Below are 26829 nucleotides of genomic sequence, written 5' to 3'. Positions count from 1 at the left end.
TATATCATGGGGAAGCGAGGGAAAGTGTGGTTAGCTGTCAGTGGCTTAGTAGCTACAAAAGATGGGAGATGGCTATTCGTTAAGAAAAAATACGGTGGATTGAAAGGGCAATGGTCTTTACCTGCTGGTTTTGTTAATGAAGGTGAGACTGTTGATGAAGCTGTAAAACGTGAAATTTTGGAAGAAACAGGAATTGTTGCTCATGTAAAGGGGATTATTGGTATTCGCTCAGGTGTTATTCATAATGAAATTAGTGATAATATGATTATTTTTCTTCTAGAGCCAGAGGGAGAAGACATTATCGTACAGGAGAAAGAATTGTCGGAAGTAGCTTTTTTACATCCAGAAAATATTGCAGATGATCAAAATACTTCTGTACTCATCAAATATTTATTAGAAGGAAGAGCAGAGTCGCATTTTGAAATGGACAAAACATTAAATCCAGGAGAGCAATTTGGTTATACGGCTTATCATGTGTTTACGGCGTATGCGAAGGAGAGGGAGAAGAAGTGAGTATACCGGTACTACTTATTTCAATGATGTTGTTCTTTATTTTATTTTTTGGAATTGGATTTTTACTCAACATGATTTTGCGAGCTACGTGGGTAATGGTTATTGTGTATCCGATTATTTGTATGCTTATTATTAATAAAGCGAGTGTATGGGACTATTTTTCAAAGCCAAAAGAAACATTTTCTTCATTTGGGACGAGTGTATCGCATTTAGGACACGCAGATGTGTTTATTCTATCTACTGGATTAGTAGGTGCTGCTTTAGCAGGAATTATAATTAAAAAACTTCGGAAAAGTGGATATCAAATGTTTTAATCTCCAATCAATTTGGAGATTATTTTTTTGCATATTCCTTCATCGTATAGGGAATGATTAACGATGAAGGAGTGTGGAATATAAAAATGTTAAAACGATATTGTATTCGCATTATGATGACTTGTTTACTTGCATTCGCATTATGCGTAACATGGCAGGCTTTCACAGGAGTTTCTTTATTAGAGATTATAAAATCATATGAAGGAACAAGTGTAAAAGAAGTACATGCAGCAGAAATTGAGAAAAAAGTTGCTCCGAGTAAAGAAGTGATAAATGCTTTAGAACAGGCAAATGACTGGTCTAAATATCGTGTTATAGAAATGACTGCAACTGGTTATACATCAGGTATAGAGTCAACTGGAAAGAGGCCGGGGCATCCAGAGTATGGCATTACATATTCAGGTGTTAAAGCAAAAAGGGATTTATATTCCACAATCGCTGCTGACTTGCGCGTATTCCCGCTTGGGACAATTCTATTCGTGCCAGGTTACGGATATGGTGTTGTAGCTGATAAGGGCGGTGCTATAAAAGGAAATCGTCTCGATTTATATTATGATACGGTGAAAGATGTTTATAGCCAATGGGGTAAGAAAAAAGTAAATGTGTATATAGTGAAAATAGGAAATGGTAAGTTTTCGGAAGAAGAGTTAACGATGTTAAATCAAGACGAAACGATGCAAGTGTTTCGTGGGCAATATTTAAAACAAAGATAGTCTAGTGGTAATAACGCTAGACTTTTTTCTTGTCTTATTTCACCATAGGAGATAGCATCTTTATCCCGCTATTTGCCGGGCAGTAAAACTCCCCCCTCAAAATTCAGCTGGAGCAAAGAAGTTAGGTGGGAGTCGGGCTCCCCGTAAACGCCCGATTGGTGCGGGCTAATAATCAGTGGGGGATGAACAAAACCCCCACTGATTAAAGTTTCACCTTATATGAAATAATAGAATTTAGAATTGTCGCATTTTATCGAAAATAAAGTTATAATGGACGTAGAGAAATTTAGGGGGTCTGAACATGTTTCAAGTACAAAAAGAATTAGCAAGTCATGAAGCGGTAATTGTTGCCTTATTTGAAGAAGATAAAACGAGTAGCTTTGTACAAGAACTGGATAAAGCGTTTGAAGGACAATTACAAGTTTTATTAGAAGAAAAAGAACTTTCAACTAAGAAGAAAGCCATTTCAAAAGTACATAGCTTAGGAAAAACCAATGTTAAACGTTATTATTTTGTTGGTTTAGGTAAGAAAGAGTCATATACAACAGAAACGTTACGTGCAGCTCTTAGTAAAGCTTTTAAATCGTTACAATCAGCAAAAGTAAAAGACGCAGCAATCTTACTTGATTCTTTCGTAACAGAGAAATTAGATGCGATTGATGTAGCTCATATTGCAACGGAAGTATATTGCCTTGGTACATACGGATTACAAACATATAAAACGGATGAAAAAGAAAGAGTAGAGTTAGAAAAACTGATTGCTATTACAGCAGAAGATGCACAAGAAATTGAAGCAGCATTAACGGTAGGATACGTACATGGACGTGCAACGAATTCAGCTCGTACGCTTGTAAATATGCCGCCAAACGTATTAACAGCGACAAAGCTTGCTGAGTATGCAGTTGAATTAGCGGAAAAATACGATATGGATTATAAGGTTCTTGAGAAAGAAGAGATGGAAGAGCTTGGTATGGGTGCATTACTTGCAGTAAACCAAGGATCTACTGAACCGCCAAAAATGATCGCTCTTATTTATAAAGGAAAAGAAGAGTGGAAAGATGTAATTGGATTTGTTGGAAAAGGGATTACATATGATACTGGCGGCTATTCTTTAAAACCACGTGAAGGCATGGTTGGTATGAAAGGTGATATGGGCGGCGCTGCAGCTGTTCTTGGCGCGATGGAGATCATCGGTGAACTTCGCCCAGAGCAAAATGTAATTGCTGTTATTCCATCAACTGACAACGTTGTAAGTGGTACAGCATTTAAGCCAGATGACGTTATTACATCTATGAGCGGAAAAACAATTGAAGTATTAAATACAGATGCAGAAGGTCGCCTAGCGTTAGCTGACGGTATTACGTATGCGAAGAAACTTGGTGCAAATTACTTAGTTGATGTTGCAACATTAACAGGCGGTGTAATTGTTGCACTTGGAAATCATACAACAGGCGCGATGACAAATAATGAAGAATTGTTTGAACAAGTGTTAGAGGCTTCTATGGAAACGGATGAGCCAATTTGGCAATTGCCGATTTTTGAACGTGATAAAGAACGTGTCAAAAACAGTAAATTTGCTGATTTAAATAACTCACCAGGCCGTGAAGGACATGCGGTTATGGCTGGGACATTCCTTGGTGAATTTGCAGAAGAAACACCATGGGTACACTTAGACATCGCTGGAACATCTGAAACAACAGGTGCACATGATTTAGGACCATCTGGAGCAACAGGTGCAATGGTGCGTACACTTGCAACACTTGTTGAGCGTTTCGGAGAAGAATAAAGAATGAAAAAAAACTGTCTGGAAAGGTCATTACATACTGAACCTTTCCGGAACAGCTTTTTTTATTTTATAGGTATTCTATAAAGAAATCGTATATAACGTCCCATTTAAAGCGAATGAAGTACGCCCTGTTTCCTCAGAGACAACTAATATAAGTGAATCGTTTTTCTCTGATAAGCCAATCGCAGCCCTGTGACGTGTTCCTAGCTCAGGATTGATTTCTGTACTTTTTGTTAATGGAAGAATATTAGCTGCTGAGACAATATGATTATTTTTAATGAGAACGGCTCCGTCATGAAGAGGGTTCCCTGGATAAAAAATTGATTCAAGTAGTGGAGCGGTTAAGTGTGCGTTTAATGTTGTTCCAGTTTGAATGAAAGAATTAAGAGCGTCACTTCGTTCCACGATAATAAGAGCACCGTGTTTTCGAGCACTTAAATGTTGGACAGCTGTAGTGATGAAATGTGAACTTTCCGTATAAGGTGATAAATATGCTTGAATATAATATGTAGCTGCTAACGTCTGTACATTTGTTAACATATGATGAATATCTTCCATTTTACATAAAATACATTCATCTTCTTTATCGATTGCATGCTTCATGTTTGATAATTCTTTTTCAGCAATTTCAATCATCTGCTTTGTTTTTATTTTGAGCTCTTCTGACAAGCCCCATTCTTGCATAATCCTCATTCCCTTTGGTGGAGTATTTAACCATAGTGTATACAAATATTTATAGTAAAATCCTGTTAGATTTTAAAAAATATTGAGATGCAGGTTGTTTTTTTCATATAATGAAGGTACGACAGGTGAGAGGAGATGGAAGTATGAATTGGAAACAAGAATTTAGTCGCTGGCTTTCATATGCAGAATTAGACACAGAATTAAAAGAACAGCTAGAAAACATGAAGCAAGATGAGAAGAAAATCGAGGATAGCTTTTATAAAAATCTAGAGTTCGGCACAGGTGGTATGCGTGGTGAACTTGGTGCTGGTACGAACCGTTTAAATGTATATACAGTTCGTAAAGCAACAAAAGGATTAGCTAGGTTTATTGAAAAATTAGGTGAAGAAGCGAAAAAACGTGGTGTTGTTGTCGCGTATGATTCTCGTCATAAATCACCTGAATTCGCAATGGAAGTAGCTGCTACACTTGGTGCGCAAGGTATTACAACATATGTATTTGAAAGCTTGCGTCCAACACCAGTGCTTTCTTTCGCAGTTCGTCATTTACATACAGTAAGTGGAATCGTTCTTACGGCAAGCCATAATCCGCCCGAATATAACGGTTATAAAGTATATGGTGAAGATGGTGGGCAGTTGCCTCCAAAAGAAGCTGATGAGTTAATTGGCTACGTAAATGCAGTAGAAAATGAATTAACAGTTGAAGTTGCTGATGTTGAGCAATTAAAAGCTGACGGTCTATTACATATAATTGGACAAGAAGTAGATGATGCATATGCGGCAGAATTGAACAATGTCATTATTAATAAAGAGATGGTGAAAGAAGTAGGAAAAGATTTGAAAATCGTCTTTACACCATTACATGGAACGTCAAATATTTCGGTACGCCGTGGTTTAGAAGAAGTTGGATTTACAGATGTAACAGTTGTAAAAGAGCAAGAGTTACCAGATCCAAACTTCTCTACAGTAAAATCACCAAACCCAGAAGAGCATGCAGCGTTTGAGTATGCAATTCGCGACGGTGAAAAAGTAGGCGCTGATGTGTTAATCGCAACAGATCCTGATGCAGACCGTCTAGGTGTAGCAGTTCGCAATCATGATGGTGAGTTCCAAGTGTTAACTGGTAACCAAACAGGTGCGTTAATGCTTGATTACTTATTATCACAAAAGAAGGAAAATGGAACGCTTCCAGAAAACGGTGTTGTTTTAAAAACAATCGTAACGTCTGAAATTGGCCGTACAATCGCAAAAGCATACGGTTTAGATACAGTTGATACGTTAACTGGATTTAAATTTATCGGTGAAAAAATTAGACAGTATGAAGAAAGTGGACAATATGAATTCCAATTCGGTTATGAGGAAAGCTATGGTTATTTAATCCGTCCATTCTGCCGTGATAAAGATGCGGTGCAATCAGTCCTATTTGCATGTGAAGTAGCTGCGTACTACAAATCACAAGGTAAAACGTTATATGATGGTCTGTTAGAAGTATTTAAGAAGTATGGGTTCTTCCGTGAGGATCTTGTATCGTTAACGTTAAAAGGAAAAGATGGTGCCGAACAGATTCAAAAGATGATGGCAACATTCCGCGGGAATCCTCCGAAAGAAGTAGCTGGTTTAACAGTCGTTGCAGTTGAGGATTATAAGGAAAGCATCATTACAACGTTACAAGATGGAAATAAGGAAGAGATTCACTTACCGAAATCAAATGTGTTAAAATATCAATTAGAAGATGGTTCTTGGTTCTGCTTACGTCCATCTGGAACAGAGCCGAAAATTAAATTCTACTTTGGTGTACAAGATGATTCCTTACAAAATAGTGAACAAAAGTTACTTACTATTAAAGAAGATATTATGAATCGTTTATAATAGAGTAGAGTGATACTGATAGGAAAAGGGGAGAACGGCCTCCTCTTTTCTTGTAGTTTTGTTTGATGTAGAGGATTATTACGAGCGAGTGTTATAAATTTGCACTTTACTAAGAGAATTAGAATGAAAAGCGAGGGTATTTGTCATGAAAAAAGTGAGAAAAGCAATTATTCCGGCAGCGGGATTAGGAACACGCTTTTTACCAGCAACGAAAGCAATGCCAAAAGAAATGCTTCCAATTGTAGATAAACCAACAATTCAATACATCGTAGAAGAAGCAGTAAAATCAGGCATCGAAGATATTATTATCGTTACTGGTAAAGGAAAGCGCTCTATCGAAGATCATTTTGATAACGCATTTGAATTAGAGCAAAACTTATTAGAGAAGAAAAAGTATGAGTTACTTGAAAAAGTACAAGCTTCTTCTAAAATGGTAGATATCCATTACATTCGTCAAAAAGAACCAAAAGGATTAGGACATGCTGTTTGGTGCGCACGTAAATTCATTGGTGATGAGCCGTTTGCAGTATTATTAGGCGATGATATCGTTCAAGCTGAAAAACCATGTTTACGTCAATTAATGGACGAGTATGACAAAACACTTTCTTCTGTTATTGGTGTACAAACTGTTCCTGAAGCAGAAACACATCGCTACGGAATTATTGATCCGTTAGAGCAAGAGGGACGTCGTTATCAAGTTCGTCAATTCGTTGAAAAACCAACGAAAGGTACTGCGCCTTCAAACTTAGCGATTATGGGACGTTACATTTTAACTCCTGAAATCTTTATGTTCTTGGAACAGCAACAAGCTGGAGCGGGTGGCGAAATTCAGTTAACGGATGCAATTCAAAGCTTAAATGAAATTCAACGTGTATTTGCTTACGACTTCGAAGGAAAGCGTTATGACGTTGGTGAAAAATTAGGATTTGTTCAAACAACAATTGAAATGGCATTGCAACACCCAGAATTACGTGATGATATGCTAGTAATGATGAAGAAAATTTTAGAAGAGCAAATGAAGCAAGAGTCTTAATATAATAAACAAGGAGCTGTTCCTATAGGAACAGCTCCTTGTTTATTATGAAATCGTCGAATGAGAATGCTGATAAGCCGAACGACGTACAGCATAGTATATGCGAGGTGCGATAATAGCGCCGATAATTGTAAACGCAATATCTTTTACTGCAAACCACATCATAATCATCCAGGCAGCTTTATAACTCATATTACCACCCATGAAAATATTGACTGCCCCGTACATATAAGTAGTACCGATAATATAGGTTAAAATGATTCCGACGAAAGAAGCAATTGCAAAGTTGCTGAATGTTGGTCGTTCTTTTTGTTCTACTAGTTTTCCTGATACGTAAGCAACGATAATAAATGCGATAATAAAACCACCAGTAGGATCTAAAAGTGCCCCGAATCCAGCTTTGAAGTTAGCGAAGATTGGCGCACCCGCTACTCCAACAAGCATGTAAACAGTCATTGATAATGCCCCAAGTCTACTCCCAAGAAGAAGACCTGCTAAAATTGCGAAAAATGGTTGCATAGATAACGGGACGCCCGCTATTTGTAGGAATGGTGCCCACGATACAATATTTGCACCAATAGCCATAAGAGCGACGAACATGGCAGCTAATGCTAAATCTAAAACATGAAGCTTCTTCATAATGTTAACCTCCAGTTGTGTTTAGGTTAACATTATCGTAGCGAAAATATTTACTTGTTGTCAATCAAAATATTTTGATAAGAAGGCTTTAAATAGTCTCTAAGCAATGTGTATGGAATACGAAATTGCGGGATTCCGCTTGAATAAGGAGCAATTTCATATAAAGGGAAATAAATCACAAGATTATCCGGTTCTAAAAAGTAGTGAAACTTTTTAGTGCTCGTTACCTTTTCGGCTGCGTCAGGGAAATAAATGCTTTCATTTTGTTTAATTTGTCTTACAATCTCTGTGCGAATTATTTCTTTATATTTATCCTCTTGTTGAAATAAATCGTCTAAGTGTAATAATTTTTTTTCGTTTAAATCAAATGTATTTGCCTTCCACGTATAAAGTCCGTGCGCTCCGCCTGTATATTGATAGTAATTCACATATAGACTTAGGAAAGGTGGTTTGTTTAAAGCTACTTTATAGTCAACATTTGCAACGTATGGATGAAAAGGTGTGCTAGATCCTTCTGTTTCTTTATAATATTTCTTCGCTTCTTTTTCTAATTTACTTTTAAATGTAGCAGTAGAGTTTTTGTAATAGGAATTTAGCTTATTTTGAAATTTCGAATCAGAAAAGTTGTGAAAGGAAGGCCTATTAATTTGATATTCTATATAAGGTTTCTTACCTTTTTGTGTTACAGTCTTAACATTGATTGTCAGGTTGGATGCTTTGGCTGCTATTGCACAATTTGGTACAATAGTCAGGAAGGAGAACATAAGCAATAGTATACAAAATTTCTGTTTCATTTAGGTGAAACCTCCTTATATAAGTGTTATAGGTAGTTTGAAATTAAATAGGTAAAATTATACATTTGTTTTAAAGTGAGAGAGGTTGAAAACGATATGTCAAAAACTTTAATGGATTCGCTTGGAATTGAGTTGTTAGAAATGACAGAGGATAAAGTAGTTGCTACAATGCCTGTTGATGAACGTACGCATCAGCCGTTTGGATTTTTACATGGCGGTGCATCTGTTGCATTAGCAGAAACTGTGGCAAGTGTTGGTTCATACAATTTAATTGATCAAGAGAAATGTATTTGTTTTGGATTAGAAATTAATGCAAATCATATTCGCTCAAAGCAAGATGGAATTGTAACAGCAATCGGAACACCGATACATAGAGGACAATCGACAATGGTTTGGGATATTCGCATCATTGATGAAAATGATGATTTACTATGCATATCAAGATGTACAGTAGCAATTAAAGAAAAACGTGAAAAATAGAAAAGAGGCGGCTCTTATGAGCTGCCTCTTTTTTATCCCGCATTAACGGGCAGTAAAACGCCCACCTCAAAATTCGGCTGGAGCAAAGAAGTTAGGTGGGAGATTAACTGCCCGTAAACGCCCGATTGGTTCAACTAATAATCAGCGGGGGATGAACAAAACCCCCACTGATTAAAGTTTCACTTTATAATTAGAACTGGATTTTTTTCTCTAAGAAACCTTTTAGTTCGCTAATTGGCATACGAACTTGTTCCATAGTGTCACGGTCACGTACTGTAACAGCTTTGTCTTCAACAGAGTCGAAGTCGTATGTGATACAGAATGGTGTACCGATTTCGTCTTGACGACGGTAACGTTTACCGATAGAACCAGTTTCATCAAAGTCTACCACGAAGTCTTTAGCTAGTTCTGCGAATATTTCAGTAGCACCTTCAGATAGCTTTTTAGATAATGGTAAGATAGCTGCTTTATATGGTGCTAAAGCAGGGTGGAAACGAAGAACTGTACGAGAATCGTTTTCTAATTGCTCTTCTTCATATGCATCACATAAGAATGCTAATGTTACACGGTCTGCACCTAGAGATGGCTCGATGCAGTATGGCACGTAACGCTCATTCGTTTGTGGATCGATATAGTTAAAGTCTTCGTTAGAGTGTTCCATATGACGTTTTAAATCGAAGTCTGTACGAGATGCAACGCCCCATAGTTCGCCCCAACCGAATGGGAATCTGAATTCAATATCAGTTGTTGCGTTACTGTAGTGAGATAATTCGTCTTCACCGTGGTCACGAAGACGCATGCTTTCTTCAGTCATACCAAGTGAAAGTAACCAGTTTTTACAAGTTTCACGCCAGAATGCGAACCACTCTAAATCTTCACCAGGCTTACAGAAGAATTCAAGTTCCATTTGTTCGAATTCACGTGTACGGAATGTGAAGTTACCAGGTGTGATTTCGTTACGGAAACTTTTACCGATTTGGCCGATACCAAATGGAAGTTTCTTACGCATAGAGCGTTGTACGTTTTTAAAGTTTACGAAAATACCTTGTGCTGTTTCAGGACGAAGGAAGATTTCGTTTGTGCTAGACTCTGTAACACCTTGGAAAGTTTTGAACATTAAGTTGAACTGACGGATTTCCGTGAATTCTTGGCTACCGCAATCTGGGCATTTTACTTCATGTTCTTTCATTAAGTCAGCCATTTGGTCGAAAGTAAGACCGTCAACGACCATTTCGATGCCTTTTGCGTCTAATGCATCTTCAATTAATTTGTCAGCACGGTGACGAGCTTTACATTTTTTACAGTCGATCATTGGATCATTAAAGTTACCAACGTGACCAGAAGCGATCCAAGTTTTTGGGTTCATTAAAATAGCAGCATCTAAACCAACGTTGTGTGGAGATTCTTGAATGAACTTTTTCCACCAAGCTTTTTTAACGTTATTTTTTAATTCGATTCCAAGTGGACCGTAATCCCATGTGTTTGCAAGACCACCGTAAATTTCAGAACCAGGGAAAACGAAACCGCGATGTTTTGCTAAGTTTACAACTTGTTCCATTGAATACATAATAAAATCCTCCTTTTGAAAGTTAACGTATTTGCGATGACGTGATGGGTACTTTGGAAACGAGCAATATATGCTTTAAAAAACATAAAAAAACGCTCATCCCAAGGCTTAATCGCCTAGGGACGAGCGTTTGCCCGCGGTTCCACCCTAGTTGATACACAAAATGTGCATCCACTTTATCACGTATTGCTCGAGACTGCCGTTTCCTCGCAGCTTCAGGCTTTCACTATCCCTGAATCGCTTTTTATGCAAGTACTTATAAGTCCGTCATCGCTACTTATATTAATAATAATGAACATATTCTAACACGTTCTTTTTTAAATCTCAATAGAGGAACGTGCCTATCTAGGATAGAGTCTCGCCTATTTTTTCGTTATTTATTCCGTAATTTTGCTTAATATGCTTAATTGCTTCGCGTCTGCTTAGTGGAGCGAGCTCGTTAGTTTGAACGTATTCCCAAACTACATCTGGCTTTGTTTTTGCATATTCGCGAAGGACCCAGCCGATTGCTTTTTGAATGAAAAATTCTTTTGAAGAATGTAGTTGTCCGATAATCCAGAAAAGGAGTTCTTCATCCATTTTTTGTTTATATTTCAGCTGGAATAAAATAGCGGCACGCTGTAACCATATGTTTTCTGATGCAATCCATTTTGGAATATATGCAGAAATTAATTCTGGATGTTTTAAAAAGATGGCACCTAAAAATGTAGGGACGATGCTATCAACAGAGTCCCACCAAGATTTTGTGACAATAAGTTCTTCTAGAAATGGGATATGAGTTTCGTTTATGTGCTTTTTATATTTTTGCATGATATCGAGTGCGGCAGCTTGAAATTCACGTTCTGGTAAGTCCCAAAGCTCACGTATGATAATTTGGAAGTCCTTTTTATCTGGGAGCGTATGTATTTGAATGACGTCTTTCAATAATTGTCTTCTCTCGGGAGTTTGAATACCGAGAAACGGGAAGTGATTTTTCATATAACGTGCCATCGGTTCTGCTTTTTCGGGATTTTGATGAGCTGTAAAATGCTCTTGTAATGCCTTTACAAATGGATGCATAGGTATGTGCTCCTCTCTTATTATCTTTCTCATATTATTATACAAAGAGTTTGGGTGAATTTTAAAACATAACTTGCAATGTAATGAAATATGTTGAGAAGAGAGAGGAGAGGATAAGATGGAAGATCAAAGCGTACTAGCAGGTTTCTTTGCTCTTAGTTTTGCGTTTATTCTTGTTATAATAATTTGGGCAATTATTTCGTATTTGTTAACGGCTTTTGCACTTTATACGATGGCGAAAAATGATGGTGCAACTGATGGTGTTCTTGCTTTTATTCCGTTTATAAATAGTAAGACATGGGGCGATTTAGCGAAAGATAAATTACCAGATTTCTTGAAAGAAGAGGCAGGGTGGAAAGTATTTGGCATATATGTCGGATGTTTCATTTTTAATTTCGTACCAATTATAAGTTTGCTAGCAACAGCCGTATCGATTGTGCTGTCTATTTATCTCATCTACGCTATTTTGGATAGATACGGAACGAATTCCATACTATTTACGATCATTCATACAATCACGTTTTCGGTTTTCTTGCCGATTCATTTGTTCATTATTCGGAATGAGCCGGTAAGGTATAAAGAGTAGGCGTATCAAAGTTGTCGAGCGGTCGATATATTTGGTTCTATAATAATTCGGATATGCTGAAAAAAGAACGAAAGCGCCCTGCTAAGCGGGGCGCTTTTTTCTACTACATAAGATAGCGTAAGTAAATGTAAATGTGAGAAATGATTAATGAAACGATCATAATTGGGAAGCCGACTTTAAGGAATTCCATGTAGCTGAATTTATGTCCTTCACGACTTGCGATTCCGGCTACGATTACGTTAGCAGAAGCCCCGATTAATGTTCCGTTTCCACCTAGGCAAGCACCTAATGCTAATGCCCACCATAGTACATCGACTTGTGCGTCAGAAGGTGATAAACCTAGCCCAACTGCCATATCGTTAATAAGCGGAATCATTGTTGCAACGAATGGAATGTTATCGATTGTTGCAGAGGCGATACCAGATACCCATAGAATAAGGATAGATGCTTGAGAAATATCTCCGCCTGTTATTCCAATTACTTTTTGAGCTAACGTTTTGATAAGACCGATATCGATAAGTCCTCCAACGAGTACGAATAGTCCCGCGAAGAAGAAGATTGTTACCCATTCTACACTTGCGAATACCTCTTCAATTTCATGTTCTTTCACACCGATTAACATAAGGACAGTAGCACCAGTTAAGGCGATGATAGCTGCATCAATATGGAAGATGGAATGAGTCATGAAACCTAAAATAGTAAGTCCAAGTACTGTTAAAGATTTTTTCATTAATACTGGATCTTTAATGTATTGTTTTTCATCTAAGCTCATTAGCTTTTTAATTTGTACAGGATCAGCAATTAATTGCTTACGGTACATGAAGTAAAGCATTGTTGCTGTAACAGCAATAATGATGATTACGATAGGTGCTAAGTTGAATAAGAAAGCATTGAAGTCTAAATGTTTATTAGCAGAACCAATCATAATATTTGGCGGATCACCAATTAATGTTGCTGTTCCTCCGATGTTTGAAAAAATAATTTCAGAAAGTAAATATGGAACAGGATTTACTTGCAAGATGCGCGTAATAGATAAAGTAACTGGAACAACAAGAAGTACGGTTGTAACGTTATCTAAAAATGCGGAGCCAAGCGCGGTAAGTAAGGAAAGTGAAATTAAAATTTTAATTGGATTTCCTTGTGCTCCTTTTGCGGCTTTAATGGCAACGTATTGGAAGACACCTGACTTACTTGTAATGTTTACCAGTATCATCATACCGATGAGTAATGTAATTGTTCCCCATTCAATATGTTTCGTAAAGGCATTGTGTAAGTCAACGACCCCGGCAATTACCATGAATGCTGCACCAAGAAGTGCGATGACAGCGCGGTTAATTTTTTCAGAAATAATAATGGCATATGTAATTAAAAAGACTGCGATAGCGAAATAATACTGCCAGTTTGCGAGTTCTTGCGTTGTTTCGTGCAAAACTCTCATCTCCTTTCATTCACTTTTCTTAGTGTGTCAAAAAATTAACTAGATGAAACACACATAACGTCATTATAAAGTAGAAAAATGGCGGATGTAAATGAAAGGGTTTATTTTGTCATATTTTCTGCATAGGTCATTTTTTCTTATTTTTAAAAATATTTGTGGGCATTTGACATATATATAAGATACATCCAATCTGAATATTTAAAATCGAATCAGCATTCGAGCTTGTTCGTGTAGGAGTGTCAAATAGAAAGGAATGACAAAGATGATAAGGAAGGGATCGTATGGATGAACAACGATTTTTGTTTTTAGACTTTGAGTTTACGATGCCCCAGCATAGAAAAAAGCCAAAAGGTTTTTTCCCAGAAATTATTGAGGTCGGACTCGTTTCAGTTGTTGGTTGTAAGGTGGAAGATACGTATTCATCGCATATTAGACCGAAAACATTTCCGTCTTTAACGGATCGATGTAAAAAATTTTTAGGAATTAAACAGGAAGTAGTGGACAAAGGAATTTCTTTTCATGAACTTGTTGAGAAACTTGCAGAATATGAAAAGAGTTGTAAACCGACAATTGTAACGTGGGGAAATATGGATATGAAAGTCTTAAAGCATAATTGCGAAATGGCGGGAGTAGAATTTCCATTCTTTGGACAGTGTCGTGATTTATCGCTTGAGTATAAGAAGTTTTTTGGAGAGAGAAATCAAACAGGGCTGTGGAAAGCAATTGAGGCGTATGGGAAAGCAGGAACAGGAAAGCATCATTGTGCGCTTGATGATGCGATGACGACATATAATATTTTTAAGTTAGTAGAAAAAGATAAAGAGTATTTAGTCAAACCAGCACCTCCAACATTAGGGGAACTTGTTGATTTTTCGAAAGTGTTAAAGAAAGTGAGTACACAGTAACGACCAAATTGCAAAACATGTAATTTGGTCGTTTTGTTTTTTAAAGTTTGTAATCTTGCTTCAATTGCTGAAGTGTTTCTAGACTACGCCCCGCAAAAGGTGAATCATCTTCAGAAAATGAATTCATTTGAGTTTCTAATGCTAATTTTAGTGACTCTGTATAATCCGGAATTGCTCCTTCATATTTCTTCACCATTTGCTCTGGAATGTTCGTCTGTTCACGAAAAGCTAAAGCACGTCTTTCGTGGAAGAATGGTACTTCAGCTTGTTTTACATTATGTAAATCCCCTTGCACTGGATGTTTTAAAACAGCTAATACTTTTACGACGTAACTGCCAGGACGGCTATTTGTAATTTCGCCGATGTATTTTCCAGTTTTATAAATACCAGTAACGATTTCACCAATTTCAAATGTTTCTCTCATATTTTTCACCTCAAGTTTATAGTAAGGAAAGTGCGCGAAGGAGTCAAAGAAATCATTCGCTTTCGGAACGCCCCCTTGAGAATATGACAGGCTTCAATTATAATTTAAGATGATAAAACAGAAAATTCTGATGTTTATTCTTACTATAAATTCCCCGATAAGGAGTGTTTCATATGATGCCTTTATATTTTCCTGAAGATAAAACGGAGTATATTATTCCAGGTATTGTTTGCGTTCTATTTATCATCGGTGCGGTTGCTACGTGGCGTATGTTTATTCGTGTATCAAAACGAGAAGCAGAGCGATTACAGAAAGTAGAAGAAAAGCTTTTAGCTGAAAAGAAACAGTAATTCATTTTTGCATGTTTCCCTCTATGCTCGGACAATCTAAGGGCAGAAAGTATTTTGGAGGGAATTGAATGAAAAGACGGCTTTTTTTCAGTTGTTGTTTATTATTTCTAATGGTGGGTTGTGACCAAGGGAAGCCGAAAGAAATTGATGTGAAATTACATAATGCTTCAGGTGATGAAGTTGGGACTGCAAAAGTAACTCAGCAAACAAGTGGAGTGAAAATTACGATTAAAGCGGAAGGCTTTACACCAGGATCACACGGGCTGCATGTACATGAAATCGGAGAATGTAAAGCGCCACGTTTCGAATCATCTGGGAATCATTTTAATCCGGATAATAAAGAACATGGGCTCTTGAATCCGAAAGGTGCGGAAAATGGTGATTTACCGAACGTAGTTGCAGACGGTTCGGGAAAGATTAAAGCAGAAATCGATGCTCCGCATATAACGCTTGAAGAAGGAAAAACGACGATTCATAGAAAAGATGGAGCGTCTATTATTATTACAGAAAACGCTGATGATGGTATGACACAACCAACGGGTAAATCTGGTGGCCGAATTGCTTGCGGTGTTATTGTTAAAAAAGCGTCGGATATGAAGAAAAAATAGAATCTACCGCGAATGGTAGATTTTGTTCTAAAACCACATGATGGTAAGTGGAATTATATCGATTTACCGAAAAAAGGAGGTTGTCCCAAAATCATTTTGGGATAGCCTCCTTTTTTGTTATGAGAATGTATGGTGTAGTCTGTTTAAAATTTCTTCTAAAACAGATCTAGGACAGCCAATGTTAATTCGGATATGGGCTTCGCCACCTGTTCCATATTTCTCACCAGGCTCAATAATGATTTTACCTTTCTCTTCAAGCAATGCTGTTCGTTCATCTTGAGAAAGGTCCAAGTGGGAACAATCAATCCACAGTAAAAAACTACCTTCTGGTTTAATTACAGAAAGAGCTGGTATGTGATTTTGAATATAATCACAAGCAAATTGAGCGTTATCTTCAACGTACAATCGAATTTCATTTAGCCAATCATTACATTCTGTATAGGCACTTTGCATTGCTGTATAAGCAAATGTATTTAATCCGTGGAATCCTTGTCTATATTGGATAGACATAAAGACATTACGGAGATTTTCATTCGGAATAATAATGATCGATGCTTGTAATCCAGCGATATTAAATGTTTTGCTCGGAGCCATACAAGTAATAGTGCGTGCTGCTAATTCTTCAGATAAAGAAGCAAACGGTATATGAGTATGGCCTCTATAAATAATATCGGCGTGAATTTCATCCGCGACAACGGTTACATTATATTGCGTACATAACGTACCGAGTTTTATTAGCTCCTCTTTCGTCCAAATGCGTCCGATAGGATTGTGAGGGCTGCAAAGGAGCATTAGTTTTACACCTTGTTTAAATTGAGTTTCTAGATGCTCGAAGTCTATCTTATATATGCCATTTTGTTTAAACAAGGGACTCTCACATAATTGTCTATTATTTGTTTTGACCATTTCAAAAAATGGTGGATAAATAGGAGGTTGTACGAGTACGGCTTCTCCTTCTTTCGTTATAGCTTGTATGCTCGTACTAAGAGCTGGAACGATACCTGCGCTAAATACAATCCATTCTTTTTGTATTTCCCAATTGTATTGGCTTTTCGTCCAATTACAAATGATATCACCAATATTTTCAGGAGGAAGTGTATAGCCGAAAATAGGATGTTCTGTGCGTTTTTGTAATGCAGTTTGAATTGGTTTTGGTACTTCAAAATCCATATCTGCAATCCAAGCGTGGATGAGCTCTTCATTTTTATATGTATCCCATTTTGTACTATGTGTTCCGCGACGATTTACCGTTTTATGAAATAGTTGCATATGTTTGCTCCTTTCTTCTGTCAAACTGTTAAATTATGAAAATTCTCACTCTTCTTATAGAATAGCTGATGTGATACGATAAAGAAAAGCATTAAAAAGTGAAAAGGCGGGAAATAGATGGGTGCATATGACAAAATGATTGAGGTTGTGAAAAATTGGGATCCGTTTCAAATGGGACCGGAGTTTTATGAAACAGAAGCGAGCGATGTTGTAAACGTCGTAAGTGTGTTTGATGATCCGAAATACATCGCAAAGAAGATTCAACATATATACTTTATGTCTTTTGAAGAAGTACCTGCACTTGAAAAATGCGAAAAATTAGCAGTAGAGTTACTCGTACTAAAAGAAGGCGGAAGTTGTTCATTATAGGCTGTCGGAATTTACGACAGCCTTTTTGTTTATTTTCATTTGTGCGGTTTGATTAAAGCTTCACTTTATCCCGTTTTAACGGGGCAGTAGGACTCCCGCCTCAAAACTCGGTTGAAGCAAAGAGGTTAGGCGAGAAATCAAACTGCCCGTAAAAACCCGATTGATGAAGGCTAATAATCCGTGGGGATAGAACCTCCCACGGATTAAAGCTTCACTTTATTGCGCCGCAAACGCAATAATTTCTTCATAAACATGATCGGGCTTTTCTTCAGGTAGTAAGTGTCCTGTATTTTCATAAGAAATGAAAGTGGAATTAGGTAGGTCTTTATGGAGACGGTGTCCTACATGTACAGGGACGACGCGATCTTTTTCACCCCAAATGAGTAATACTGGGGTTTCGATTTTTTGTAATTCAGTTGAAGATAAGTCACCTTCACGGTCTCTTATCATTCGAGTTAAAGCAGGGAATATACGATCATCATAAAAAGGAGCAGCATAGCCTTCCATCATTTCATTGTCAATTAATGAATGGTCATGAACGACATTCATTAAATTATGAACGATGCCCCTTCGAATAATCCAGTTCTTCACGTATAAGTGGAAGAACGGTAAATAAGAGGAGTACAGTAAAGGGAAGTTTGCGCGTGCTAAATAACTAGAGCTACATAGTAAAATCGTCTTTGAAATTAATTCAGGGCGTAGTCGGTTTACAAAGAGTGAAATTTGTCCGCCCATAGAATGACCAACTAATACAATATTTGAGAGAGATAAATGTTCGATTAAATCGATAATAATAGCTGCTAAATTGTGATAAGAATATTTAAAGAGATGAGATTTATCACTTTTTCCGAATGGTGGTAAATCAAGGGCAATTACTGTACCTTCCTTTGTTAGTAAAGGAATGAGTCGTCGATAGCTAAATGAGGAAGAGAGGAAGCCGTGAACGAGTACGAAAGTAGGTCGTTCTTTTTTAGTATTATGTTCATACAATTCGTAATGAATAGTAGTCCCGCGAGTGGAAAAAGTGAAGTAAGGGCATTTGCATTCATGGTTCATTTTTTGTCACTCCATTGATTTTTGTTCATATCATCTCCAGACAAGAAACAAAATATGTTAACAAAAAAAGGCAAGATGACATCGTCATCTTGCCTTTTGCGTATTTATCCCGCAAAAGCCCGATTGGTGTGTGCTAATAATCAGTGGGGGATGGACAAAACCCCCACTGATTAAAGTTTCACTTTATAATTACCCACGCACAATATTAGGTGGTGTTTTTCCTTGTAATCCTGCCACTAAATTTTCAGCAGCTGTCATAGCCATTTGCTGCCGAGTTTTTAATGTTGCAGATCCAATGTGCGGTAAAGTTACAACGTTTTGTAATGATAAGAGCGGATTCTCTTTTTGAATCGGCTCTTGTGTAAATGTGTCGATGCCGGCTGCAAATATTTTCTTTTCTGTTAACGCATGAATTAATGCAGTTTCATCTACTGTTTTCCCGCGAGAAGCATTAATGAAAATTGCTGTTTCTTTCATTAGTGAAAATTCCTTTTCACCGATAAGATGATATGTTTCATCTGTTAATGGAGTAAGAAGAATAATAAAATCAGATTGCTTGATTAGAGTTTGTAAATCACAATATGTAGCATCAAATTTTTGCTCAGCTTCTTCTTTACGGCGACGGTTATAGTAAAGGACATTCATATCAAATCCGAATTTCGCTCGTTTTGCGACAGCTTCTCCAATTCGTCCCATTCCGATAATACCGATCGTACTATGATGTACATCTAGTCCGAAGTGTTCTTTTCCGATTTCAGCGTTCCATTCACCATTTTTCACATAGGAATTGAGTTCGCAAACACGGCGACCAGCAGATAACATAAGAGCGAAAACGAGATCGGCTACTGTATCATCTAACACATATGGAGTATTCGTTCCGATAACATTTTGTTTTTTCATCGCTTTTAAATCAAAGTTATCATGGCCAACAGAAATGTTGCTTACTACTTTTAAATTAGGAGCAGCCTGCAATAATTCTTCATTTATAGCAGATCCGAAATTTAATAACCCATCTTTATCTTTTATTTTTTCCAATAGAACATCACGAGGTACTTTCTCGTTTTGATCCCATTTTTCAAAATCACAGTGTTCTGATAAATAGTTTTCTACAAATGTTGGAACTGGTTCGGCAATATATACTTTTGGTTTCACGGTTCCATCCCCTTTCCTCTTTACCCGGATTGGTGTGTGCTAATAATCAGCTGGTATGAACCCTACCACTGATTAAAGTTTCACTTTACCCCGCTATTAACGGGCAGTAAGACGCCCACCTCAAAAAACGGCTGAAACAAAGAGGTTAGGTGGGAGATTAACTGCCCGCAAAAGCCCGATTGGTGAAGGCTAATAATCAGTGGGGATGAACCCTCCCATTGATTATTAGCCTTCACTTTATTTTGACATAATTCTCAAAAAAAATCTTCTTTTCAAACTGGAAAGAGTATTTGTATAATTTAGACACAAACTAAAAGGAAGGATGATTTATATGGTGACAGAGAAAGAATTGGAATTATTAGCTTGTCTTGAAAAGAATAGTCGTTTATCTGTAGATACATTAGCGAAGTTGTTAAATATAGAAGTAGAAGAAGCGAAAAAAATGGTTACGAAATTAGAAAGTGAAAAGATTATCGTGGACTATGTAACACATATCGATTGGACAAAAGTGAAAGAACATACTGGTTTAACGGCGATGATTGATGTGAAAGTTACACCGAAGCGTGGTGTCGGTTTTGATGCAGTAGCTGAACAAATTTATCGCTATTCAGAAGTGAAATCCGTTTATTTAATGTCTGGGACATATGACCTTTCTATTACATTAGAAGGGAAGACAATGGGAGAAGTAGCAATGTTTGTTTCTGAGAAATTAGCAACAATTGAATCTGTCGTTTCAACGACAACTCATTTTATTTTGAAGAAGTATAAACATGAGGGGATTATTTATGAAAAGACAGATGATGATAAGAGAATTGTGGTGACACCGTGAAGCAATTTGACCTATCTAGAGTAGCAGAATCTTTACAACCGTCCGGTATACGAAAGTTTTTTGATTTAGCGGCAAGTATGAAAGGTGTTATTTCACTTGGAGTGGGGGAGCCGGACTTTGTTACACCTTGGAATGTAAGGCAAGCATGTATTCGTTCTTTAGAACAAGGATATACGTCATATACAGCAAATGCAGGATTATTGGAGCTCCGTCAAGAAATAGCAAAGTATCTAAAAAAACAATTTGCAGTATCTTATGATCCGAATGATGAAATCATTGTTACAGTTGGAGCGAGTCAAGCGCTAGATGTAGCGATGCGTGCTATTGTAAACCCTGATGATGAAATACTTATTATTGAACCAAGTTTCGTTTCGTATGCACCACTTGTTACGTTAGCGGGCGGGGTCCCAGTTCCAGTAGCGACTTCATTAGAAGATGAATTTAAAGTACAGCCAGATCAAATTGAAGCAGCTATTACAACGAAAACAAAGGCAATATTACTTTGTTCTCCCAATAACCCAACAGGCGCAATGTTAAATAAATCCGAATTAGAAAAGCTAGCAGTTATTGTTGAGAAGTATAATTTAATCGTGCTATCTGATGAAATTTATGCAGAGCTCGTATACGACGAAGCATATACGAGTTTCGCGAGTATTAAAAATATGCGTGACCATACAATTTTAATTTCAGGGTTTTCAAAAGGATTTGCGATGACGGGATGGCGTCTTGGGATGATTGCAGCCCCTGTGCAATTTTCAGAATTAATGCTCAAAATCCACCAGTATTCAATGATGTGTGCACCGACGATGTCTCAATTTGCAGCACTTGAAGCATTACGCGGGGGAAATGATGAAGTAATTCGAATGAGAGATAGCTATAAAAAACGTCGTAACTTTATGACGACATCTTTCAATGAAATGGGCTTAACATGTCATGTGCCAGGCGGGGCATTTTATGTCTTCCCTTCTATAGCTTCAACCGGACTATCTTCAGCAGAATTTGCAGAACAATTATTATTAGAAGAAAAAGTGGCTGTTGTTCCTGGAAATGTGTTTGGCGGGAGTGGTGAAGGATTTATTCGTTGTTCATATGCAACATCGCTTGAGCAACTTATGGAAGCAATGAAGAGAATGGAACGGTTCATAGAGAATAAAAAAAGGACAAAACACAATACGTTTTGTCCATAAAAAGGGGGGGAATACTAGAAAGCCATGTGTTAGTATTCTATCCTAATATTGGAGAATTATACGTATTACAGGAAATTTTTTCGTGAATTTTGAATGAGTTCTATCAAAGTGGTATAATTTACTAATATAAGGTGGGAGTATCCTCGGTGTTTTACTTAGGATACTTACTCACTAATCGGATATTTAACAATAAATACATCTGCTTTGCTATTTACAATTGTAGAGAAAATGGTAAACGTATGGGAGTGTTTCACATGTCAGAACAATATACAACGGGAGTGGTTGTAACAGGGAAAGTAACTGGAATTCAAGATTACGGTGCATTTGTAGCTTTGGATGCAGAAACACAAGGACTTGTGCATATATCTGAAATCACAAATGGGTATGTAAAAGACATTCATGACTTTTTAAAGGTCGGAGATACAGTAGAAGTAAAAGTACTTTCAATTGATGAAGAACACAGAAAAATGAGTTTATCGTTAAAAGCGGCGAAAAGAAAGCAAGGACGAATTCTTATACCGAATCCATCTGAGAACGGATTTAATACACTGCGAGAAAAGCTAGCAGAATGGATTGAAGAGTCGGAGGTAATAAAGTAAAAGAGGAACGCATATGAGCGTTCCTCTTTTACTGTGACTTATGATATATATATTTGCAAATATGATTGCATGCAATCATATTCGTATGTCGGAGGCGAAAAAGACATACTGACTATTGAATTTCATGTGTTTCTGGGTCAGTACCAAGATTCTCGGATGGTTTAAATAGTAAGCCGAGGTTGATAAGCCCAGAAATACCAACGATGCCGTAAATAATACGTGCAAGAGCTGAGTTTTGTCCACCGAAAATGGCTGCTACTAAGTCAAACTGGAAGAACCCGATCAGTCCCCAGTTAACAGCGCCGATTACAGTGAAGACTAATGCGATACGTTGCAAGGTACTCATGAAAAGTCCCCCCTTAATATGAAGCGTGAGCAAGCAAGGAGTTAATAAGAAAATTTAACTCCTTTATAGAATGGTATAGTTTTGTTGTTTTTATACATGAAAAATGTACGGAAAAAGGATGTATATACATCTATACCGAAAAATGCGAATTTTTATGCAAAAATGAACTTTTTCTAAAAAATAAATAATGGTTACGTTTACAATTGTTGAATCGCTTGATTTACAACTTTAGTTTCGCTAAAGTGAATACAGAAATACATATACATAATTGGAGGGAAAAAGATGAGTACACATGTAACGTTCGACTATTCTAAAGCGTTATCCTTCATCGGTGAAAATGAACTAACTTATTTACGTGATGCAGTAAAAGTAACACATCATGCAATCCACGAAAAAACTGGAGCTGGGAACGATTTCCTTGGGTGGGTAGAGCTTCCGCTTCAATATGATAAAGAAGAATTTGCTCGCATTCAAAAATGCGCAGAAAAAATTAAAAATGACTCTGACATTTTACTTGTTGTAGGTATTGGTGGTTCTTACCTAGGAGCACGCGCAGCAATCGAAATGTTAAACCATTCTTTCTATAACACGCTTTCTAAAGAACAACGTAAAACTCCACAAGTGCTATTTGTTGGACAAAACATTAGCTCCACTTACATGAAAGATTTAATGGACGTACTAGAAGGTAAAGACTTTTCTATTAACGTTATTTCCAAATCAGGTACAACAACAGAGCCTGCAATCGCATTCCGTATTTTCCGTAAATTATTAGAAGAAAAGTATGGAAAAGAAGAAGCTCGCAAACGTATTTATGCAACTACAGATAAAGCGCGTGGTGCATTAAAAACATTAGCTGACAATGAAGGTTACGAAACATTTGTAATTCCAGATGATGTTGGCGGTCGTTTCTCTGTATTAACACCAGTAGGATTATTACCAATCGCAGTAAGTGGCCTAAACATTGAAGAGATGATGAACGGTGCAGCTGCTGGTCATAATGACTTCGCGAAATCAGAACTTGAAGAAAACCCAGCTTACCAATACGCAGTAGTTCGTAATGCCCTATACAATAAAGGGAAAACAATTGAAATGCTTGTTAACTATGAGCCAGCACTTCACTACTTCTCTGAGTGGTGGAAACAGTTATTTGGTGAAAGTGAAGGAAAAGATCAAAAAGGTATTTTCCCATCTTCAGCAAACTTCTCAACTGACTTACACTCATTAGGTCAATACATTCAAGAAGGTCGTCGTGACCTATTCGAAACAGTTCTTAAAGTAGGTACATCTACACACGAACTAAAAATCGAATTAGACGACAACGATTTAGATGGATTAAACTACCTTGCTGGTGAAACGATAGACTTCGTAAACACAAAAGCATACGAAGGTACATTACTTGCACATAGCGATGGCGGAGTACCGAACTTAATCGTAAACATTCCAGAACTAAACGAGTACACATTCGGTTACCTTGTATACTTCTTCGAAAAAGCATGTGCGATGAGCGGCTACCTATTAGGCGTAAATCCATTTGACCAACCAGGAGTAGAAGCGTACAAGAAAAATATGTTTGCTCTACTTGGAAAACCAGGATTTGAAGAGTTAAAAGCAGAATTAGAAGAGCGTTTAAAATAATAAAAAGCGATCGGGTCTCCGATCGCTTTTTATTATTTTACTGAAAAGTACACCGGTATATTCAAACTAGAATGGGTATGCTAAAGGAAAAGTCTAGGAGGGATGGGATTGATTCCGATTCAATCAAATTTAGAAGGACGTACATATGCGTTATATAAGTTAGAAGAGGTTATGAAACCACTTGGATATAGTATTGGTGGTAATTGGGATTATGATAAAGGATGTTTTGATTATAAAATCGACGAAGAAGATGGTTATCAATTTTTACGAGTACCATTTACAGCGGTGGATGGAGAACTAGATGTGCCTCAGGTAATAGTCCGTCTTGAAACGCCGTATATTCTTTCGCACGTATATCAAGACGAACTAGATGATAATGTTAATTCTTTAACAGCTGGAACGAGTGGAGTTGATCAATTTGCTGAGCCGAAAGATCCCGATGGAGACGTGAAAAGAAAATATATCAATATTGGTAAAGTACTAGTACAAGAACTAGAAAGTCATTTTTTTAATGGTGAATAACGATGAGTATGTCGCTTTCGATGAGAATGAAAGAATGAACTGGATTGATCATATATTGTTCGTCGCGCTTTACACCTAGTAAGAGAATATTTTGTTTTAAAAGAGTATAGTTACAATTCGCAAAGGATTGTCCGGTGCAGGACGGGGAAATCTCCATCAGTTGTAATTTGTTATCAGAGATTTCATCGTAAAGGGAGAATAGTACGCCTGAAATGGAAGGGAATAAAAGAGAAGCAGTAAATACATAGCTCGTTAATTTATTTCCTTCTATAATTTCTGATACGCCAGCTCTCATTGCATTTTGGATTTGTTCAGAAGTAAGAAGTTCAGCGATGCAGTGAATGTTTGGATTAAGTCCCTTTGCAGTTAAAATATTTAAAATGGACTGTGTATCTGCTAAGCTTTCGTTCTTCTCTTTATCTGATGTTATTAATATAGTGTGAGCTGTTGTAATGTTAGCTTTTAATAAAGTTTGATCGTGATGCGGACAACCTTTTATAAATTCTAAATGATGAAATGGCTTTGGAAGTAAAGAAAGTGTTTCATCAATTAAAACGATATCAAGGTTCGGTTGTAATATGTGCATTTGTTTTACAACATGTTTTGCGCGCTCATTCCAGCCAACGATAATCATATGACCATTAGAGGTAGCAGCTTCTTCTCCTTTAATTTTCATATATTGTTTATTAATCATATCGGTAGCGAATAGAACCATATAATAAGAACAAAATCCCGTTCCTAATAAAATGATGCCTATCCCGATAATTTTTCCTATCGTTGTATGGGGGGCGAAATCGCCGTATCCAACGGTGAAAATGGTAACGATTGACCACCAAATCCCGTCGAACCATGTGGTGAAGTGATCTGGCTCGAGTGTATGTATAAGAAAGCCGGAGAAAGCAGTAAGTACAATAATAAAACAAATTAAACGAAAAATAATGGAATCACGAAATGTATCTACTAAATTCGTACGGGATTTCAAGTTCCTATTCCTCCTTACGTTTCAGGACTACATTCATTGTTACCATTATAGAAAAAAGAAAAACTCTCTAATTAAAAAGAGAGTTCGTTTCATAATTAATACATACTTTCAACTTCAGTTTGTTGAACACTCTCAAGATGTTGGAGAGCATAATAAACATCGGCAGTATGTCTTTTTTGATCGATAGACAATTTAAGATGTAAGTAGTGAGCGCCGCTTTCTAATGTTTTAAGCTTCATATTTTTAACCTTTATATCCATTTCTTTTATTTCTTCAATTACAATGGGGATATTGTCCATATTTCGTACAACAAGTTTCACTGCGATATCACGTTGGCGAAATGATCTAGGACCGACGAATTTCATCGTTAAGGGTATAAGTTCTACACTAATCATAAGGAAACACATTCCGAAAGTAGCCTCGATATAGAAACCAGCTCCAACGGCAATGCCAATACCAGAAGCACCCCAAATCATAGCGGCGGTCGTTAATCCCGCAATACTATCGTTTCCTCGGCGTAAAATTACACCGGCACCTAAAAAACCGATTCCTGATACAATTTGAGCGGCAAGTCGAAGTGGATCCATATTCATATGATCGGTATGTGGTAAGTTGTAAGCAGCTTTAATAGAAACAATCGTCAGGAGGCAACTAATTATAGAAATAACTAAACACGTTTTTAAACCGAGTGGTTTACGTTTTAATTCGCGCTCTAAACCGATGGCGAATCCTAAAATAGCCGAGAGACCTAGTTTTATTAATAAGTCGGTGTAGTCCATGTATATTCCTCCTTGTATGATATGGTATATGAATAAAACGTTTATATAGAAAGAAACGCTTTTTGGCAGAGTGACTTTATATAGAATATATGTAGGAATTACTTAGAAATGAAAGAGATATTTCGTTTAAGTATATGATATTAAAAAAGAAATGTAGTTGGTTTGAAAAAAGTTTTCAAAAGGTGTTGCATTTCATTTTTTCACATGATATATTAATAACCGTCGCTGATGCGGAAACGTAGAAAACGACAAAAAAGAAATTGAAAAACTTAGTTGACATCGAAAAACGAAGATGTTAACATAAGGAAGTCGCAAATGAGCGACTAAGTAGTTCTTTGAAAAC

Annotated in this window: 30 protein-coding genes; 17 read left to right on the top strand and 13 right to left on the bottom strand. The window is 37.0% G+C overall.

Annotated elements, in window-relative coordinates; all coding sequences use genetic code 11:
* Positions 1–6 precede the first annotated feature (6 nt).
* The 4 genes from AB3X48_RS03405 (at position 7) to pepA (ending at position 3326) form a co-directional block, all read left to right on the top strand.
* A complete protein-coding gene (locus tag AB3X48_RS03405) occupies positions 7–513 on the top strand; it encodes an NUDIX hydrolase (RefSeq protein WP_078181316.1) in 507 nt (168 codons plus the stop codon).
* Complete coding sequence (locus AB3X48_RS03400) at positions 510–827, top strand: YuiB family protein (RefSeq protein ID WP_002089308.1); 318 nt, start codon at positions 510–512, stop codon at positions 825–827. Before AB3X48_RS03405 ends, AB3X48_RS03400 begins: the two co-directional genes overlap by 4 nt.
* 86 nt (positions 828–913) lie before the next feature.
* A complete protein-coding gene (locus AB3X48_RS03395; RefSeq protein WP_002089307.1) occupies positions 914–1540 on the top strand; it encodes a 3D domain-containing protein in 627 nt (208 codons plus the stop codon).
* A gap of 301 nt (positions 1541–1841) precedes the next feature.
* Positions 1842–3326, top strand: a complete 1485-nt coding sequence (pepA, locus tag AB3X48_RS03390; protein WP_016106509.1) for a cytosol aminopeptidase — start codon at positions 1842–1844, stop codon at positions 3324–3326.
* 78 nt (positions 3327–3404) lie between these two features.
* On the opposite strand, the gene cdaS is transcribed toward pepA, so the two are convergent.
* Entirely contained in the window at positions 3405–4010 is a 606-nt protein-coding gene (gene cdaS, locus AB3X48_RS03385; protein ID WP_016106508.1) for a sporulation-specific diadenylate cyclase CdaS, read from the bottom strand.
* Between the two features lie 143 nt (positions 4011–4153).
* On the opposite strand from cdaS, the gene AB3X48_RS03380 reads away from it, so the two are divergent.
* Both AB3X48_RS03380 and galU read left to right on the top strand, forming a co-directional pair.
* On the top strand, positions 4154–5878 hold the full coding sequence (locus AB3X48_RS03380; protein WP_016106507.1) for a phospho-sugar mutase: 1725 nt from the start codon (positions 4154–4156) through the stop codon (positions 5876–5878).
* 145 nt (positions 5879–6023) lie between these two features.
* A complete protein-coding gene (galU, locus tag AB3X48_RS03375) occupies positions 6024–6911 on the top strand; it encodes a UTP--glucose-1-phosphate uridylyltransferase GalU (RefSeq protein WP_002160035.1) in 888 nt (295 codons plus the stop codon).
* A gap of 45 nt (positions 6912–6956) precedes the next feature.
* On the opposite strand, the gene AB3X48_RS03370 is transcribed toward galU, so the two are convergent.
* Together AB3X48_RS03370 and AB3X48_RS03365 are read right to left on the bottom strand one after the other, a co-directional pair.
* On the bottom strand, positions 6957–7550 hold the full coding sequence (locus AB3X48_RS03370; RefSeq protein ID WP_199715579.1) for a biotin transporter BioY: 594 nt from the start codon (positions 7548–7550) through the stop codon (positions 6957–6959).
* 50 nt (positions 7551–7600) lie between these two features.
* Positions 7601–8344 carry a DUF3298 and DUF4163 domain-containing protein gene (locus AB3X48_RS03365; RefSeq protein ID WP_016106504.1) on the bottom strand — a complete coding sequence of 248 codons (744 nt, stop codon included), beginning with the start codon at positions 8342–8344 and terminating at the stop codon, positions 7601–7603.
* A 96-nt stretch (positions 8345–8440) separates the two neighbouring features.
* Here AB3X48_RS03365 and AB3X48_RS03360 point away from each other — a divergent pair, with 96 nt between their 5' ends.
* Positions 8441–8824 (top strand): hotdog fold thioesterase, encoded by a 384-nt coding sequence (locus tag AB3X48_RS03360; protein ID WP_002145111.1) that lies wholly within the window; start codon positions 8441–8443, stop codon positions 8822–8824.
* Positions 8825–9014: 190 nt separating this feature from the next.
* On the opposite strand, the gene AB3X48_RS03355 is transcribed toward AB3X48_RS03360, so the two are convergent.
* A complete protein-coding gene (locus AB3X48_RS03355; protein WP_367958798.1) occupies positions 9015–10391 on the bottom strand; it encodes a glycine--tRNA ligase in 1377 nt (458 codons plus the stop codon).
* A gap of 345 nt (positions 10392–10736) precedes the next feature.
* Positions 10737–11450: a DNA alkylation repair protein gene (locus tag AB3X48_RS03350; RefSeq protein WP_131232272.1), complete on the bottom strand. Its 714-nt coding sequence runs from the start codon at positions 11448–11450 to the stop codon at positions 10737–10739.
* Between the two features lie 118 nt (positions 11451–11568).
* Between AB3X48_RS03350 and AB3X48_RS03345 the strand changes: the two genes are divergently transcribed.
* Positions 11569–12036, top strand: a complete 468-nt coding sequence (locus tag AB3X48_RS03345) for a hypothetical protein (RefSeq protein WP_002160040.1) — start codon at positions 11569–11571, stop codon at positions 12034–12036.
* 103 nt (positions 12037–12139) lie between these two features.
* On the opposite strand, the gene AB3X48_RS03340 is transcribed toward AB3X48_RS03345, so the two are convergent.
* Positions 12140–13465 (bottom strand): ArsB/NhaD family transporter, encoded by a 1326-nt coding sequence (locus tag AB3X48_RS03340; RefSeq protein WP_002112581.1) that lies wholly within the window; start codon positions 13463–13465, stop codon positions 12140–12142.
* A gap of 290 nt (positions 13466–13755) precedes the next feature.
* Here AB3X48_RS03340 and kapD point away from each other — a divergent pair, with 290 nt between their 5' ends.
* Complete coding sequence (gene kapD, locus AB3X48_RS03335; RefSeq protein ID WP_002112580.1) at positions 13756–14379, top strand: 3'-5' exonuclease KapD; 624 nt, start codon at positions 13756–13758, stop codon at positions 14377–14379.
* A 40-nt stretch (positions 14380–14419) separates the two neighbouring features.
* Here the strand turns inward: kapD and kapB are convergent, their stop codons facing one another.
* Positions 14420–14803, bottom strand: coding sequence for a kinase-associated lipoprotein KapB (gene kapB / locus AB3X48_RS03330; RefSeq protein WP_016106501.1), 384 nt, complete (start codon positions 14801–14803; stop codon positions 14420–14422).
* A 173-nt stretch (positions 14804–14976) separates the two neighbouring features.
* On the opposite strand from kapB, the gene AB3X48_RS03325 reads away from it, so the two are divergent.
* Both AB3X48_RS03325 and sodC read left to right on the top strand, forming a co-directional pair.
* On the top strand, positions 14977–15153 hold the full coding sequence (locus tag AB3X48_RS03325) for a hypothetical protein (protein WP_000982763.1): 177 nt from the start codon (positions 14977–14979) through the stop codon (positions 15151–15153).
* A 68-nt stretch (positions 15154–15221) separates the two neighbouring features.
* Positions 15222–15761: a superoxide dismutase [Cu-Zn] gene (gene sodC, locus AB3X48_RS03320; RefSeq protein ID WP_016106500.1), complete on the top strand. Its 540-nt coding sequence runs from the start codon at positions 15222–15224 to the stop codon at positions 15759–15761.
* A gap of 117 nt (positions 15762–15878) precedes the next feature.
* Here the strand turns inward: sodC and AB3X48_RS03315 are convergent, their stop codons facing one another.
* A complete protein-coding gene (locus tag AB3X48_RS03315; protein WP_016106499.1) occupies positions 15879–17030 on the bottom strand; it encodes a MalY/PatB family protein in 1152 nt (383 codons plus the stop codon).
* Positions 17031–17147: 117 nt separating this feature from the next.
* Here AB3X48_RS03315 and AB3X48_RS03310 point away from each other — a divergent pair, with 117 nt between their 5' ends.
* The gene (locus tag AB3X48_RS03310) at positions 17148–17399 is read left to right on the top strand and encodes a YugE family protein (RefSeq protein WP_002015854.1); all 252 of its coding nucleotides are present in this window, start codon (positions 17148–17150) and stop codon (positions 17397–17399) included.
* A gap of 216 nt (positions 17400–17615) precedes the next feature.
* Here AB3X48_RS03310 and AB3X48_RS03305 read toward each other — a convergent pair whose 3' ends face one another.
* Both AB3X48_RS03305 and AB3X48_RS03300 read right to left on the bottom strand, forming a co-directional pair.
* Positions 17616–18455, bottom strand: a complete 840-nt coding sequence (locus AB3X48_RS03305) for an alpha/beta fold hydrolase (protein ID WP_002112576.1) — start codon at positions 18453–18455, stop codon at positions 17616–17618.
* Positions 18456–18644: 189 nt separating this feature from the next.
* Positions 18645–19637 (bottom strand): 2-hydroxyacid dehydrogenase, encoded by a 993-nt coding sequence (locus AB3X48_RS03300; RefSeq protein ID WP_033714043.1) that lies wholly within the window; start codon positions 19635–19637, stop codon positions 18645–18647.
* Between the two features lie 301 nt (positions 19638–19938).
* On the opposite strand from AB3X48_RS03300, the gene AB3X48_RS03295 reads away from it, so the two are divergent.
* The 3 genes from AB3X48_RS03295 (at position 19939) to yugI (ending at position 22222) form a co-directional block, all read left to right on the top strand.
* Positions 19939–20436: an Lrp/AsnC family transcriptional regulator gene (locus AB3X48_RS03295; protein ID WP_016106498.1), complete on the top strand. Its 498-nt coding sequence runs from the start codon at positions 19939–19941 to the stop codon at positions 20434–20436.
* Positions 20433–21623: an aminotransferase gene (locus AB3X48_RS03290; protein WP_002129685.1), complete on the top strand. Its 1191-nt coding sequence runs from the start codon at positions 20433–20435 to the stop codon at positions 21621–21623. The genes AB3X48_RS03295 and AB3X48_RS03290 overlap by 4 nt, the downstream gene beginning before the upstream one ends.
* A 254-nt stretch (positions 21624–21877) precedes the next feature.
* A complete protein-coding gene (yugI, locus tag AB3X48_RS03285; protein WP_002015848.1) occupies positions 21878–22222 on the top strand; it encodes a S1 domain-containing post-transcriptional regulator GSP13 in 345 nt (114 codons plus the stop codon).
* A 112-nt stretch (positions 22223–22334) separates the two neighbouring features.
* On the opposite strand, the gene AB3X48_RS03280 is transcribed toward yugI, so the two are convergent.
* Entirely contained in the window at positions 22335–22568 is a 234-nt protein-coding gene (locus AB3X48_RS03280) for a DUF378 domain-containing protein (protein ID WP_016106497.1), read from the bottom strand.
* Between the two features lie 282 nt (positions 22569–22850).
* Here AB3X48_RS03280 and AB3X48_RS03275 point away from each other — a divergent pair, with 282 nt between their 5' ends.
* Both AB3X48_RS03275 and AB3X48_RS03270 read left to right on the top strand, forming a co-directional pair.
* Complete coding sequence (locus AB3X48_RS03275) at positions 22851–24203, top strand: glucose-6-phosphate isomerase (RefSeq protein ID WP_002112570.1); 1353 nt, start codon at positions 22851–22853, stop codon at positions 24201–24203.
* A gap of 108 nt (positions 24204–24311) precedes the next feature.
* Positions 24312–24725, top strand: a complete 414-nt coding sequence (locus tag AB3X48_RS03270) for a YugN-like family protein (RefSeq protein WP_002160047.1) — start codon at positions 24312–24314, stop codon at positions 24723–24725.
* On the opposite strand, the gene AB3X48_RS03265 is transcribed toward AB3X48_RS03270, so the two are convergent.
* Both AB3X48_RS03265 and AB3X48_RS03260 read right to left on the bottom strand, forming a co-directional pair.
* Positions 24712–25707 carry an ion channel gene (locus AB3X48_RS03265; protein WP_016106496.1) on the bottom strand — a complete coding sequence of 332 codons (996 nt, stop codon included), beginning with the start codon at positions 25705–25707 and terminating at the stop codon, positions 24712–24714. The two genes, AB3X48_RS03270 and AB3X48_RS03265, sit on opposite strands and share 14 nt — an antisense overlap.
* Before the next feature lie 95 nt (positions 25708–25802).
* On the bottom strand, positions 25803–26486 hold the full coding sequence (locus AB3X48_RS03260; RefSeq protein ID WP_002160049.1) for an MgtC/SapB family protein: 684 nt from the start codon (positions 26484–26486) through the stop codon (positions 25803–25805).
* Positions 26487–26829 lie beyond the last annotated feature (343 nt).

The sequence above is a fragment of the Bacillus sp. S4 genome (assembly GCF_040838205.1).
In the GTDB taxonomy this organism is placed as follows: domain Bacteria; phylum Bacillota; class Bacilli; order Bacillales; family Bacillaceae_G; genus Bacillus_A; species Bacillus_A cereus_U.
This window is presented reverse-complemented; position numbering and strand designations above follow the sequence as displayed.